At 57.9% G+C, this 13,419-nt stretch carries 10 protein-coding genes; 1 reads left to right on the forward strand and 9 read right to left on the reverse strand.

What is annotated here, in order from left to right; genetic code table 11:
* Positions 1–4: 4 nt before the first annotated feature.
* The 6 genes from GS605_RS08310 to GS605_RS08335 form a co-directional block, all read right to left on the reverse strand.
* Entirely contained in the window at positions 5–2,128 is a 2,124-nt protein-coding gene (locus GS605_RS08310) for an FAD-dependent oxidoreductase (protein WP_171723670.1), read from the reverse strand.
* Positions 2,121–2,945 carry a DUF3237 domain-containing protein gene (locus tag GS605_RS21215; RefSeq protein WP_171723671.1) on the reverse strand — a complete coding sequence of 275 codons (825 nt, stop codon included), beginning with the start codon at positions 2,943–2,945 and terminating at the stop codon, positions 2,121–2,123. The genes GS605_RS08310 and GS605_RS21215 overlap by 8 nt, the downstream gene beginning before the upstream one ends.
* A gap of 14 nt (positions 2,946–2,959) precedes the next feature.
* Positions 2,960–3,841: an encapsulin gene (locus tag GS605_RS08320; RefSeq protein ID WP_171723672.1), complete on the reverse strand. Its 882-nt coding sequence runs from the start codon at positions 3,839–3,841 to the stop codon at positions 2,960–2,962.
* A 52-nt stretch (positions 3,842–3,893) separates the two neighbouring features.
* Complete coding sequence (locus tag GS605_RS08325) at positions 3,894–7,094, reverse strand: adenylate/guanylate cyclase domain-containing protein (protein ID WP_171723673.1); 3,201 nt, start codon at positions 7,092–7,094, stop codon at positions 3,894–3,896.
* Between the two features lie 521 nt (positions 7,095–7,615).
* A complete protein-coding gene (locus GS605_RS08330) occupies positions 7,616–8,548 on the reverse strand; it encodes a choline/ethanolamine kinase family protein (RefSeq protein ID WP_171723674.1) in 933 nt (310 codons plus the stop codon).
* Between the two features lie 11 nt (positions 8,549–8,559).
* On the reverse strand, positions 8,560–10,983 hold the full coding sequence (locus GS605_RS08335) for an FAD-dependent oxidoreductase (RefSeq protein WP_171723675.1): 2,424 nt from the start codon (positions 10,981–10,983) through the stop codon (positions 8,560–8,562).
* A gap of 150 nt (positions 10,984–11,133) precedes the next feature.
* On the opposite strand from GS605_RS08335, the gene GS605_RS08340 reads away from it, so the two are divergent.
* A complete protein-coding gene (locus GS605_RS08340; RefSeq protein ID WP_171723676.1) occupies positions 11,134–11,916 on the forward strand; it encodes a DeoR/GlpR family DNA-binding transcription regulator in 783 nt (260 codons plus the stop codon).
* Positions 11,917–11,985: 69 nt separating this feature from the next.
* On the opposite strand, the gene GS605_RS08345 is transcribed toward GS605_RS08340, so the two are convergent.
* Genes GS605_RS08345 through GS605_RS08355 form a run of 3 tightly spaced genes read right to left on the reverse strand, consistent with a single transcriptional unit; the run spans position 11,986 to position 13,413 of the window.
* Positions 11,986–12,243 carry a hypothetical protein gene (locus GS605_RS08345; protein ID WP_152460390.1) on the reverse strand — a complete coding sequence of 86 codons (258 nt, stop codon included), beginning with the start codon at positions 12,241–12,243 and terminating at the stop codon, positions 11,986–11,988.
* A 13-nt stretch (positions 12,244–12,256) separates the two neighbouring features.
* Positions 12,257–12,946 carry a NapC/NirT family cytochrome c gene (locus tag GS605_RS08350; RefSeq protein ID WP_171723677.1) on the reverse strand — a complete coding sequence of 230 codons (690 nt, stop codon included), beginning with the start codon at positions 12,944–12,946 and terminating at the stop codon, positions 12,257–12,259.
* A 29-nt stretch (positions 12,947–12,975) separates the two neighbouring features.
* Positions 12,976–13,413: a nitrate reductase cytochrome c-type subunit gene (locus tag GS605_RS08355; protein ID WP_152460388.1), complete on the reverse strand. Its 438-nt coding sequence runs from the start codon at positions 13,411–13,413 to the stop codon at positions 12,976–12,978.
* Between the last annotated feature and the right edge of the window lie 6 nt (positions 13,414–13,419).

Below are 13,419 nucleotides of genomic sequence, written 5' to 3' on the forward strand. Positions count from 1 at the left end.
AGGCTCAGCCCTTCTGGATGATGATCACGCGGCTTTTGTTTTCCCGCGCGCCGGATCGTTCCGGACCGGCGCCAAGCGCAGAAAGCGGTTCGTCAGAAATTGGCAACGCCCTGGACAAGGCACCTGATTGACCACTGTCCCGACCCAGATCATACGCGACATCTTCCGCCAGCTCATCCCCCGGGATCGGCAGATCCGCGGTGGGCTCGTAGTTCGCGATGAGGTCGAACAGCTCTTTCGGGGGGCAGATCATTCGAAGCGCTTCGGCAATGGCTGGCTCCTCGGTGATGCCGCCGGGTTTTGAATATTCCGCCGCCGGTTCCCCTATGGCGGCAAGAGGGCCATCACCGCCACGATCAACTCCTGCCGTGTCCTGACCCATTTTCAGCGCGGCTTCGACCGCAACCGCGAACCGGTTGTCCCACGGAAGGCCAGCCTGATAGCGGGCGTAATCATAAGCGCGCAGCGGTTTCAGGATGTCGGGCTCGTGCAGGTCCCAGATCTGGCAGGGCTCGGCATCCGATCCACTGCGTTGAAGAATGGCGTTGACGGCCCGACGCGCGGCCTCGTTCGCCCCTTCCATCGTGGCAAGGTCGGTAAAAGTGCGGACGTAATCCGATGCCAGGAAGAAATTCGGGATCAATGTGGCCGCATCCGGGCGCAAGCGCCAGCTGTTGATACGGTTGACCAACAAGGGTTCGACATTGCTTTGACGCTTGGGGTCGTTCGGGTCTTGAACGATATCAGGATCGAGGAACCAGTAGTGCATATCCTCGTCCCGCAGAATGGTTTGGCCATCCACGTTGATGCTGCGCTTGAGCTGTTCCCAAACCTCTTTTGCGATCTCTTCCCGGGTGCAATCGCGCGCGGTTTTTCCGTTCAGCCCCGGCTTGTCCCATTCGGAGATATCGATTGACAGCAGGCCTTTGGTCTTTCCTTCGGCCCAGTTTTCGAAATTGATCCCCGGCCAGAACTGTTTTTGCGACACAGCCGTCAAAGCCCATGGGCTGTCGATGAAAATGACGTGGCCATGGGTCAGCTCGACATCCTTGGTCAGATAGAACTGAATGCCGTTCATCCATTGCACGTCATCGGCCAGCAAAGGCAGTTTGGCAAGTGCAGGGTCAACCGCCATCATTTCCGGGGTCACAAGCGGTGCCATGCGTTCAATCGGCATGGCGCTGATGAACCAATCCCCCGTGACCTGCTTTTCTTCACCATCCTGTTCGACCGTTGCGCCAATGATCTTACCGTTCCGGCACTCGATTCCGGTGACTTTGGAGTCAAAATTGTACACGACCCCCTTGCTTGTCAGGTAATCCAGCCACGGTTGAATCCAGACAAGATTGGTGGGCCCGTTCAGCAGCCTGTTGCAGTGGGGTTCGGGCGTGGCAATGCCCAGCTGAAGCTGAACCGCAATGTCCCCCACTGTCTTCGTGCTTGCCGTCGTGGCCTTGGCGGCCACCAACGAACGGGTCAGGCCGATGGCAAGGAACTTCTGATAGGCTTCCGAGCGGTCCTGCGCACCGATGAAATCCCACCAACCGATCCGTTCATATTCGTCGAACCGGCGTTCCTTGCAAGAGCTCGCGATCCGCCACATGCAGGCGACAAAATGCTCGACATCCTCATACGCAATCTGGTCCCTCGGCGAAAGCGCGAAGGCAATGGTCTTGAAGGCATCCGCAACATCCTTGAGCGTGCGGGGGAACCGTTCCGGGACAATGATGCCGGGCTTGTCAAACTGGCTGACCAGAACTTGCGTGGTCGGGACAAGATTGTCAAAGCATGTGCCCTTGTCGTAATACGGCGTTCGGGCCATCGTGTCGGTGATATGCCGATAAAAGTTCGGAAAGAACCTGAACCCATGTTCACCGGGCAGCCAGGGCCGTTTCACGCCGGGCGGATAATTGGCTCCATCCATCTCGGCCCATTTTTCCAGTGCCTTGATGTGTTTCGCTTTCGAGCCATGATCCCCTTCACCCTTCATCACGGGGATGCTTCGGGCCTTGCCGCCGGGGATCAGCTGGCGTTCGTGGATTTCTACCTCGAAGCCGCGTTCAATCAGTTCGTGCGCGGCGCTCATGCCAGCCACGCCTCCCCCAAGAATGACAACCTTGTCAGGCATCGGAAATTCCTTTCGCGGAATAGACGTCAAAGCGCAGGGTGATGTCTGACAGGCTGGCTTCGCCAATGCCAAAACCCTGCACCCGATTCATCCAGCTGTAATGCGGATTCGAGGTCAGGTAACGCGGTGCAAGCCGTACCGGAGCCGAAGCGGGCAGATTGCCCTTGGACAATGCCGCATATCCGTCCGGGCCGAAGTCACACACACCCGTATCTTCAAATAGGATCGGGGCTTGTCCGATGGACGGTCTGATAAGCGCCTTTGCATGAAGCAGCCCCACACCATCGGGCCGCACGCGCATCCAGTCTCCTCCGATCGGCTCGATCGTCCCCTTTAGATGTGGGCCTTCGACGGTGCCTCCTTCTTTGATGGCGAAATGCAGCCAAACCCCATCCGGCGTCTCGCCCGAGGGATGAAAGCTGCTATCGAACGGCACCAGAAATTTGGCAACATGTTCCAATACCGGCGACGTCACTGTGGTTTTTGCCGGTTCTGGCGCGGCAGGTTCAATTTCTTTTTCGGGCCCGGGGTCAAACTCGCGCCCTCCCGACGTCAGCACAGGACGCCAGGAAAAAGTTTTTTCCTGTTTGACCGACGGCAGAATGGCTGCGAATTGTTGAAACCCGGTTTGCGGGTCCCGCAACAAGGGCCACCCGCGAATGGCACGCTCGGCGCCGCCATCTTCCGAACAGATCAGACGTAGCGTGTCATGCGACGACACGGATGGACCGGCTTCCACCAACACCCGACTGAGACCGTCTGCGTTGATCGCCTCGGACCAACGCAGCGTCACGCCCCGATCTGAAAACTCGCGCACGACCCGATCTCCGGTCAACAGGTTATGGTGCGGACGGCCTTAGCTTCCTTGATCCTGAGATGGAACTTCTGCTGCACGCGGAAGACGTGCTCGCCCTCGGCAGAGGTTTGCAGATACTTCACGGCGATATCCGAGGGCACGACGATTTCAACCGGTGCACCCAGCAGGGACACAAGCACTGCCTTGTCCTGGGGCAGGGTGCTGGAACGCAGCAACGGCCCGTCCAGGAACGGGAGAATGCTGTCACGTGGCAGTACCATCGAATTCGGCAGCGGGGTCGTGACCGCACGGAACAGACCGTTGCCCATCACACAGGCATAGGGGCCCAGATAGCCATGCGTTTCTAGCGTGCTGATGCCCTCGACGACGGCCTCGAAAACATCGGTTCCGCTGTAGTTCTTTTTGGTCGTGGATTTGGTTTTGCCTTCGCCCGCTTCAAGCAATCCCGGATATTTGCCACCGCCGCTGATCGTATAGATCTGCGGCAATGAGGCGTGCGCGCCGCCGGCGTGTTTGGGGGCCTGTCCGGTGCCGGGTTGACCGTTGAAAATGATGTCATCCTCTACCCGTGCCACAACGGCGGCCGCTCGGCGGAACATGATCTGAGCCGCCGTCAGTTCCGGATCAGCCACCTGTGCGCCTTTCAGGTACACGTTCACCGATACGGTGGTAAGGCGCAGCGTATCATAATCGTTCACGTCAAGACGTTCATTGGATGCACCAGATGAGTTCTCGACCAGATCCAGCTTGTTCAGCGGGACGGACTGCGTGTCAGCGGGCAGCGGTCCGTACAGGGGCAGGAAACTGGCGGCCACTCGGGCGCGAAGCGCCTCATCATGGACGGCCTTTTTCACGGCGCTCCACTGATCTTCATTCCAATCCAATGCATCGGTCATTGCAAATCCCTCTCGGTGCTGCTGCCCAATTTGGCGGGGCAGTCAATCTTGTTCATTTTTCTTCTTTCAATCTGCCCAGCAGATCGCGGGCCCGCTGCTCCTGAACAACTCCACGGCAATCCCGCGCAAGCGAAAGCGCTTTTTCCGCCTCGCTGATTGCAGCGTCCAAGTCCCCCTTTGCGGCCAAAGCCTTTGCTCGCACACGGTGATATTCAGGTTTGTTCAACGTCTCGCCGCGCTCCCAGCCGGGAATGCAAACGGTTTCCAGCCGGTCCAAAGCCTGATCAACGTCTCCGTGATCAATCATCAACTCAGACAGAACAATCTGATTCTGAGGAAAAGTAAAGTTTCCACCAGATTTGGAAATCAGGTTCATGCATGTCTCGATGCGTTCCGGAACACCTGCGATGTCGCCCTTTCCGGCCTGCGCGAGGCCCATATAGATGTCCTGCATCGCGTGAAGGTAAAGAAACCCTTCCTCATCCGCGACTTTTCTGGCTTCTTTCATCGTTACGTCAAGCCGGTCCCATTCCCCCGCATAGGGCAGGAACATGCTGCAAGCGCCCATCACGTAGACAAGGTTGGGTGCGTGGTTCAGCGCTCTGCTGACCTCGATGGATTCCAGACGCGCGGCCTCGGCTTTTTCGAACTTTCCTTGTTGCCACAGCAGGCATCCCTGAATGGCCAGCAATGACGCGGCAGTGGAAGACTGGGTCATGGGCATCATGGCCATATCCAGCTCGGGTGTGATCAGGGCGAATGCGCGTTCCAGCTGTTGTTCGCATTCCGAAAATTCCCCGCGGAAGTAATGAGTAAAGCTCAGCGCCCGTGCCGCCAGCACATTGGCGACGGGGTCGTCGGTCATGCCGGCCATCATATCCAGCGCTTGTCCCATTTCCATCGCTCGGTTCATCTGACCGGCAACAAAGAAATGGGTCCAACGGCAGAAGGTTGCGGCAAAAAGCGTCTCGCCGTCGCCCAAAGACTGGGCCAGTTCCATCGCCCGGGCGGCAGTCTCGCCGACCTGATCGGACGACCATCCGTAAATCGCCATATAGGCGGGCAGAATGTTCATCTGAACCCGAAGTTCGAAGCCATCGCGATCCGCGTTGACCTTCATAGTTCCGATGTTGCGCAGGGCGGCCCGGAAAGCGGAAATCGCGGGCAGGTTTGCCAGTCGGGACAACGCCAGTTCACCTGCCGTGACCCAATTCGTGACAGCCTCATCCTTCAATCCGCCAAGATCGCAATGATGCGCGACAGTATCAGGAGCCGGGCTGCCGAATGCTTTGTGACCGTCCAGCAATGCTTGGGCGATTTTCAGATGCACCTTCTGCCGGTCTTCCCGCAGTAACGAATTATAGGCCGTATCCTGAACCAGCGCGTGGTTGAACGTGTATGTGGCCGACCCTGAATCGCTGGTGATCAGCACGACGCCAGCCGCCATAAGCTGCATGAGGGCGCTTTCCACATCCATGTCTTCATGCGCCACCGCGTGGATCATCTGAGCGGTGAAACTGCGCCCGATGACCGATCCGAGCTGGGCGACTGGTTTAGCATGTTCCATACGGTCAAGACGCGACATCAGCGAGTCCTGAAGGGTGGCCGGGACGCTCAGCGCATCCAGAACCTCGGCGTTGATCGGGGCATCCTGGGGCAGCTGGTCCAGAACCGCCTTTGTCATTTCTTCGATATACAGCGGCACGCCATCCGCCTTTTCGATGATCTGCCTGATCAGGATGACAGGCAGGCTGTACGGCTCGGCCACGCGCCGGACCAGTTCGGATGCCTCGGTATTGCCAAGCGGAGACAGATCAATGCGCGCGGCTCTGCTTTCGAAATGTTCCGGAGGTTCGTATTCAGGTCGGTGCGACAGAACCACCAGTACTGGAAAGTTGCTCAAGGCGGATGCAAGCGCATCCAGTACATCCAACGTGGTCGCATCGGCCCAATGAACGTCTTCGACCACCAACAACAACGTGCCGCGCCTGTCACACAGGCTGCCCAGACTGCGCAGCATCACGTCAAGGGATTTGCGCGCCTTCTTCAACGGGTCGGATTCTGACGGGGCGCCGGTCTCGATACCTGCCAGATCCAGAAGAACGGGCAAGTCTGCGTCACTCAGCCGTGAGGCCGATTGCACGAAGTCCGAAATCGCCGCCCGGATACTGTCATTTGATTTGTCGCCGGAAACGCGCCTCAATTCTCCGACAATGGGGTGCAGCGGAAGACTGGTCAGGTGCGGGATGCACTGCAATGTAAAGGGTTTGACCCCGATTGTTTCAGACAGTGACTTGATCAGCCTCGACTTGCCGATTCCCGCAGCCCCCCCGACAAGCGCCAGCCGGCCCGAGCCTTCCTGCGCTTCGCTCCAAAGCCGGGTCAGGGTTGAAAGATCATCATGCCGGGCGACAAGATCGACCGCGGATTGACCCACCCGCGCGTCGAACCGGCTGGTGGACATGATTTCCGACACCACGCGATACACTTTGCGCTGATTGTCAAAGCCTTTCAGCTCGTGGCTGCCGCGTGGCTCGAATTCAAAGGCACCCTGGGTCAGCCTCCGGGTCTCTGATGAAATGATCACTTCACCCGGTTCGGCCAGCCCTTGCAAGCGGGATGCAAGATTCGCCGTTTCACCCACCAGAAAGTCCTGAGATCCCAAGCTTTTCGAAGAAACAACGCCCACGACAACCATTCCGGTCGCAATGCCTGCCCGCAGGTCAAGCTTTTCTCCAAACTCGTTTTCAAGGTTCTGAACGGCCTCGATAGTCTCCAAAACGGCTCGTACGGCCCGTTCGGCATCATCTTCCATGGCCTTCGGGTATCCGAAATACACCATTATGCCATCGCCCTGCCGATAAGCCAGATGGCAGCCGTGCTGTTTCAAGGTGCCGATCGCCGTATCCAGATACAGGTTCATGATCTGCATCAGGTCTTCCGGATCATATCGCTGAGCCAGCCGTGTCGACCCCACAAGATCGCAGAAAACCAAAGTCAGTTGCCGACGCTCGGCCTTGGACTGGACTTCGGGCCGCTTCGACGCTTCCTGCGATTTCAGCCTGGCCTGCGCCTTTCGAAAGCGCTTCCTTTCACCAACCGTCAACCCGAGATCACGCAGTTCCGGATCAGTCAATTCGTCCAGAATGTCGTCGTCCACGCCCTCTCTCTGAAACAGAGTGGCATAGTCATTCAGATCTGCCAGATGAAGGACTTTTGAAATGCGTGGTGATGCCTCAAGGACTCGCGTCATTGGCTTGCGACTCCTTCCATAACTGTCCCCCTGTTTTCTCCTTAGTACATAAACATAATGTATATGTATAATCCAAAAATAGAGAGGAATTCATGCTGAATCCATAGCAGGAACAGATGGCACTGTTAACTTGTTACATTGATTGACCGATTTACTTCATAATTACCACACCGTCACGCGCTTTTCCTTGAATATCATAAGGTTCAAGTCTCAAGTTGACTTCACTGGCAAGGTTTTAGGGGACCGGATATGCCGGTCTGGCCCTGACGCCACGTCACGGCTGAATGAGGTTCAAAAGTGCCGTGGCCGACATGAGATACCGGGCAGAATAGCAGACTCGACCCCGGCACCAGCAAGAAGCCGAAGCGCGCTACGAGCAGATACACTTACGCTCCGGCGCATCCCGTTTTTTGCCCGCCCGTTCTTCATTGGGATACAGGTATCAGGGAAAGCGGCTCAAAGATCTGAGATAAGCTAGGAAACATCCGGTATCCAGGGCGGATCTGGCTGTGGATGAAACCCTATTCCTCGGCCACGGCTCTTACATGGGCCGCAAAAGACGGGGCCAGCATCAGGGACTTGCACCGCTCGAACCGGTTCGTGGCATAGGCCCAGAAATCTTCGGCGGGGTTTTCATCCGCATGCTGAATCAATCCCCATAGCGTCCACAGCAGGTCGCACATGGCTTTGTATATCACCATGCGCCCGATCTGAGCCTCGTTCGGCGGGCCGTCGAAATAGGCGGTTAGCATTTCCAGTTCCTGTTCGTGGTTCAGCCCGGCTTCGACCGACAGATCACCCAGATCCCAAAGGGCATCGTTCATGCCTGAATACTCGTAATCCACGATCCACATGCGCTGGCCGTCATCCAGAAAATTCTCGCACAGCGGGTCGCAATGGCTCGGGACCAATGTCCCAGGTTTGTCCCGCAGCACCTCGCGGATCGGGGCCGCCTCGGCCACGACGTCCGCGTACCCGTCCGGCAGGGTCGCGTTTTTGTCCGCAACCACCTTCATGTAGTCGTTGATCATCGAAAACAGCTCGAACCGAAACTTGAACGGCTCGGGGGCATCGTGCAATTGCCTCAGCGCCTTTCCCGCGCGGGCGGCAGACCCGGGGCGCGTCGCAAACATCTCGGGTGTCATCGTCACGATGTCGGGCACGCAATCACTGATCATCACGCCGGATGATGCGTCTGCCCACAGAACTGCGGGGCCGACCCCGGCTTTTGCGGCCACCTGCGCGTTGTGGATTTCAACCGCGCGGTCGATATAGGCTTCGGTGCCCTCGCCGGGGATGCGCACGATCACCGTCCTTGGCCCGCCTTCGACGCGGTAGACCAGATTGGTCAACCCGCCCAGCCGGTTGGTGCGAAGGTCCGACTCGGCAAGGGTGTCAAACCCCGCCACATTGCGAAGGGCCTGCATGATCTCAAGTTTCGGCTCGGTTTGCATCGCTCTCTCCCTCAGGCTTTCAAACGGCTGTTTGCCGGGTCGTAAAGCGGTCCGTCCACATGCTGGATAGGGTGACGCTCTCCGAACACTTCCACTTCGAATTCTGACCCACCAGCCAATCCCGCAGGCAGATAACCGTAGAGGACGGTCTTGCCGACGGTAAACCCATAGCCACCACTGCACGCCAGCGAGACTGTTTTGCCGGAATGCAGTATGGTCTCTCCTCCGGTGATCGGCAGCCGCTCGTCGGTGATGAACGTGCAGAGCTGCCGCTCGGGGCCGGTCGCTATCTGCGCCTCCAGCACCGGTCGCCCGATGAAGCCCTGTTTGGATTTCAGATGGACCCGCGCGCCAAGGCCCGCTTCGATTGGCGAATAGTCGGGGGTGATGTCGGCGCTCCAGTAGAGATAGCCTTTTTCCAGCCGCAAGGACTCGATGGTGCGGTAGCCGATGTCGCGGATGCCATGGCTTTGGCCGGCTTGCCAAAGCAGGTCATAAACATGCAGGGCGAACTCGGTCGGGATATGCAGCTCCCATCCCAGCTCTCCGACGTAACCTATGCGGATCGCGCGGACCTTTGCCGTTCCCAGGGTGATCTCTCTGGCCGTTGCAAAGGGAAACGCATGGTTCGAGACGTCTTCTTCCGCGACAGCCTGCATCACATCCCGCGCCTTGGGGCCGCAGATATTGATGACGGCGCGTGCCGACGTCATTTCGATCAGCTGCGCGCGCCCATCGCGGGGCAGGTGACGTCGGATCCAATCCGCGTCATGCACGCCGAATCCGGACCCGGTGACGATGTAAAAATGGTCCCGCCCCAATCGGGTGACGGTGATATCGGCTTCAACCCCGCCGCGATTATTGCACAATTGGGTGTAGATCACCGTGCCATCCGGCTTGTCCATATTTGAAACGGCAAGGTTTTGAAGGGCCTCCAGTGCGCCGGGGCCGATCAGTTCGAACTTTGAGAAGCTGGTTTGATCGATCAGAACGACCCCGTCGCGCGCGGCCTTATGTTCCTGTTCGGCATAGGTTTTCCAACCCGGCGACAGGAAATCCAACTGATCCACCGGCTCTACACCGGCCGGAGCGAACCAGAGCGGCCGCTCCCAGCCATTCTTGGACCCGAACACCGCGCCATGTTGTTTCATCCGCTCATGCAGGGGCGACAGGCGCAGGTTTCTGGCCGTTTCCGCCTCCTGCCCCGGATATCGCATCTTGTAGTGATGCGCGTAATGCTCGACCGCGCGAGGATACATGAAGGCGCGCGTGGCGTGATGCGGACTGAACCGGCGCACGTCCAGAGGCCACAGATCAAGGCTCGGGCGGCCTTCGACAATCCACTCCGCGATCATCTCTCCTGCGCCACCACCTGCCGCGATGCCGTACAGAAATCCGGTCGCCAGCATCAGGTTTCGCAGTTCAGGCGCCCATCCCATGACAAAATCGCCATCCGCGGAATAAGGGATGGGGCCGTTGATCACCTGCCGGATTCCAACCGTGTTGACGACCGGCGTAACCTGACCTGCCAGTTCGGCAAGGGGGGCAAACCGCTCCAGGTTGTCCGGCAAAAGCTGCCGGACAAACGCGCCCGGAATACCCCTGTCGCCGAATGGCAGCGTGTTGTCCTCATACCCGCCGATCACAAGCCTCCCGCCTGCATCCGGTTTGTAATACACCAGCCGCTCGGGATCCCGTAGGGTTGGCAGGCGTTTTACAAGATCGGCGTCGGGCAGGGGTTCAGTTACGATGTATTGATGCTCGACGGCACAGGCCGGAACAACGACACCGAGTTTCGCGGCCAGCTCGCGGCTCCACATTCCGGCGGCCAGAACGACAGTGTCCGCTTCATAGTCCCCTTCCGATGTCATCACTTTGGTGATGCGATCGTTATGGATCTCAAAATCGGTGACCTCTACGGATTGGCGGATCCGGGCACCGTGCATCCGGGCACCGGACGCAATTGCCTGACACAAGCCTGCGGGATCGACATGACCGTCCGACGGGATGAAGGCCGCGCCTTCCAGACCTTGCGCGTCGACATAGGGGAAAAGCGCCTTGGCCTCGGCGGCCGAGATTATTTCCATCTCCAGATCAAAGCTGCGGGCCATTGTCGCCAGGCGCTTTGCTTCCAGAAGCCGTTCCTTGGTTGCCGCCAGGCGCAGGCTTCCGACTTTCTTCCAGTCGAATTCCATCCCGGTTTCTTCGGCCAGACGATCATACAGCGCCACGGACCGTTTCAGCATCCGCGTCGTGTTGCGAGATGACCGCAACTGCCCGACAAGCCCCGCCGCATGCCAGGTGGCCCCCTCGGTCAGGGATGCCCTTTCCAGAAGAACAACATCCGTTTCACCGGACCGTGCGAGGTGATACGCGATAGAGCATCCGATGATGCCCCCGCCAATGATGAGATGTCTGACCGAATGCGTTGTCATGCGCCCACCCACTTCAAATGATATGTTGTCATCAAAAGTCGCAAAACAACAAAAAGCAACAAATATGTTTGAAAAATGTTGAAGTGGGTCGCTTGAACAGCGTCAACCTTGCAAGTAACCTGATGAAATCAACAAATATCGCGGCGCTTCATGTCGAAATACGAGCAAGACATCCTTAGCACGGTAAACCTGCATGGGCGAATTTCGGTCATGGAGCTGGCGCGCATTCTCAAAGTGTCGGACCAGACCGTAAGGCGAATCGTGAAGCCGATGGTCGCCAAGGGCAGCCTGTCCAAGGTGCATGGTGCATTGGTCAGCACTCAAAATGTGCTGGATCCTCCGTTTCTGGCCCGCATGGCGCAGAACCGTGCCGCCAAAGTCGCGATTGCCGACGCCGTTGCGGCGCGGATACCGGACGGTTCGGCCATTGCCATCGACACGGGGTCGACCTCGGGCTTCATCGCTCAGGCACTTCGCGCGCGCAAAAACCTCACTGTGGTGACAAACTCGGCCTTCATCGCCGCCACGTTGTCGATGGAAGAGGGCAACAGGGTCTTCATGGCGGGAACGCAGTTGCGCAACCACGACGGCGCCGCTTTCGACCGGGTCGCCTATGACGTAATTGCAGGGTTCTCGGCCCGGACTGCCATATTGTCGGCGTCACTGGCGCATCCCAGCAAGGGCTTCATGGTCTATGATCAATGCGAAGCTGATATGGCCCGCGCGATGTCTGATATTGCGGACCAAACCTTCATGGCGGTTGATTCCACAAAATTCAACGAGGCCCAGACCAGCCCGGCTTTGCGCCTGCCCGGGTTGACAGAAAAAGACGTGCTCATCACCGATCGCACATTGCCCGCATCCTTCCAGTCCTTGCCCGGAGATGCGGAATTGGTGATAGCGGGCGTGAAATCACAAGAAGACAGTCATTGACTTGGTGACGACACTGCCCGGCCCGACGTAACTAGCCGGTTCCACCGAAACGGTGAAACCGGCTGTGTTTCAGGCTGTTGCGCCCTTGATGCGAATGGCAGTGCCGAGGCTGCCTGCACAGACGCCGACCACAATAGCGATGATCAGTTCCAGTGGCTCTACATGCGCAAACCGGAAGCCTGCGAAAACCAGCGTTTCGAATACGCCGACTGCGCCGCCCAATGCCGCACCCAGCCACAGCTTGCGGGTCATCATGCCTAGCGCCAGACCGAGTATGCCGGGCAAGCTCAGGACGTTGCCACCGATGGTTCCAAGTAACTCTAACATCTCTGCCCCCACATCAATTCGAGCTGTTGTTCAGGAAATCGCGGATGTCTTCACCCGCGGCAGCGTGCTCCTGCACAACTTCATCTTCCAATCCAGCAGTCACCTTTTCGTATGTTTCCAGATAGTTGGGTGGCAGGCTGTGGGCGATACCCTGGTGGCAATCAATACAGGTCATACCGTTGTCGATGGCGCGTTGGTGTTCCGAGGCAGCGCGGGTTTCCTGAATGGTGAAGTCCATGTAGTCAAAGTTGTGACAGTTGCGGCACTCGCGGCTGTCAGACGCTTTCATTTTCTTCCAGACGGCCGAGGCCATCGCCAGGCGGTGATCCTCGTATTTCTCGGGTGTGCTGATGGTGCCCACCAGTTCATGATAGACGTCCTTCACGGCCATGATCTTGGCTTTGATCTTGTGGTTCCACTCATCCGGAACGTGGCAGTCTGAGCAGATCGCACGCACGCCGGAGTGGTTGTTGTAGTGGATCGTCTCGCGATACTCACCCAGGTTCGTTTCCATCGTGTGACACGAGACGCAGAACTCTTCGGTGTTGGTCAGTTCCAGGGTCCAGTGAAATCCGCCCCAGAACAGGATACCGGCCAGAAATCCGGCAAGGATCAGAAAGCCCGAGCTGAACATTACCGCCGGCGTCCAGATCGCGTTCCAAAGGCGACCCAGAAAGCCGCGTTTTTCGGGGGAGTCTGCCATGTCGGTGCTCCTTTCAATCTTGTGTTGAATCAGTTGCCGGTCGAGGGCTGGAACACGTTTTCAACAAGCGGCGGCGCGTCCGCCTGCGGAACGTGACATTGGTTGCAGAAATAACGGGTCCCGGCGACGCGATCCAATTCGCGGCCTTCGCGATCCAGATAGTGTGTCATTGAAAGGGTCGGCGCGTTACGCTCACCTGCCTTGGACCAGTCATGGCAGGACAGGCACTGATTGGTGCGCACATCAATCTGATATTGCTCGATCGAATGCGGAATCAGCGGTGGCTGCTGGCGATAATTACGTTGCATCCGTCCTTCGACATTTTTGTGAATCTGATCCAAAGGGATCGGCTCGTCTACGTCCGCGCCCCGCAGCGTTTCGACTTGAGCGGACTGGGCAAAGGCCCATCCGCTCAGCAAAACTACGGGTAGAAGGGCAATTCCGCCTGTAACGATTGATCTTTTCATCTTGGC

Origin of the sequence: Ruegeria sp. HKCCD7559 (genome assembly GCF_013110575.1) — a bacterium.
In the GTDB taxonomy this organism is placed as follows: domain Bacteria; phylum Pseudomonadota; class Alphaproteobacteria; order Rhodobacterales; family Rhodobacteraceae; genus Ruegeria.

What these genes read in the sequence shown, in the direction of transcription:
- GS605_RS08310 (WP_171723670.1), bottom strand. Translation starts at nt 2,128, where the DNA reads ATGCCTGACAAGGTTGTCATTCTTGGGGGAGGCGTGGCTGGCATGAGC.
- GS605_RS08320 (WP_171723672.1), bottom strand. Translation starts at nt 3,841, where the DNA reads ATGACCGATGCATTGGATTGGAATGAAGATCAGTGGAGCGCCGTGAAA.
- GS605_RS08325 (WP_171723673.1), bottom strand. Translation starts at nt 7,094, where the DNA reads ATGACGCGAGTCCTTGAGGCATCACCACGCATTTCAAAAGTCCTTCAT.
- GS605_RS08330 (WP_171723674.1), bottom strand. Translation starts at nt 8,548, where the DNA reads ATGCAAACCGAGCCGAAACTTGAGATCATGCAGGCCCTTCGCAATGTG.
- GS605_RS08335 (WP_171723675.1), bottom strand. Translation starts at nt 10,983, where the DNA reads ATGACAACGCATTCGGTCAGACATCTCATCATTGGCGGGGGCATCATC.
- GS605_RS08340 (WP_171723676.1), top strand. Translation starts at nt 11,134, where the DNA reads ATGTCGAAATACGAGCAAGACATCCTTAGCACGGTAAACCTGCATGGG.
- GS605_RS08345 (WP_152460390.1), bottom strand. Translation starts at nt 12,243, where the DNA reads ATGTTAGAGTTACTTGGAACCATCGGTGGCAACGTCCTGAGCTTGCCC.
- GS605_RS08350 (WP_171723677.1), bottom strand. Translation starts at nt 12,946, where the DNA reads ATGGCAGACTCCCCCGAAAAACGCGGCTTTCTGGGTCGCCTTTGGAAC.
- GS605_RS08355 (WP_152460388.1), bottom strand. Translation starts at nt 13,413, where the DNA reads ATGAAAAGATCAATCGTTACAGGCGGAATTGCCCTTCTACCCGTAGTT.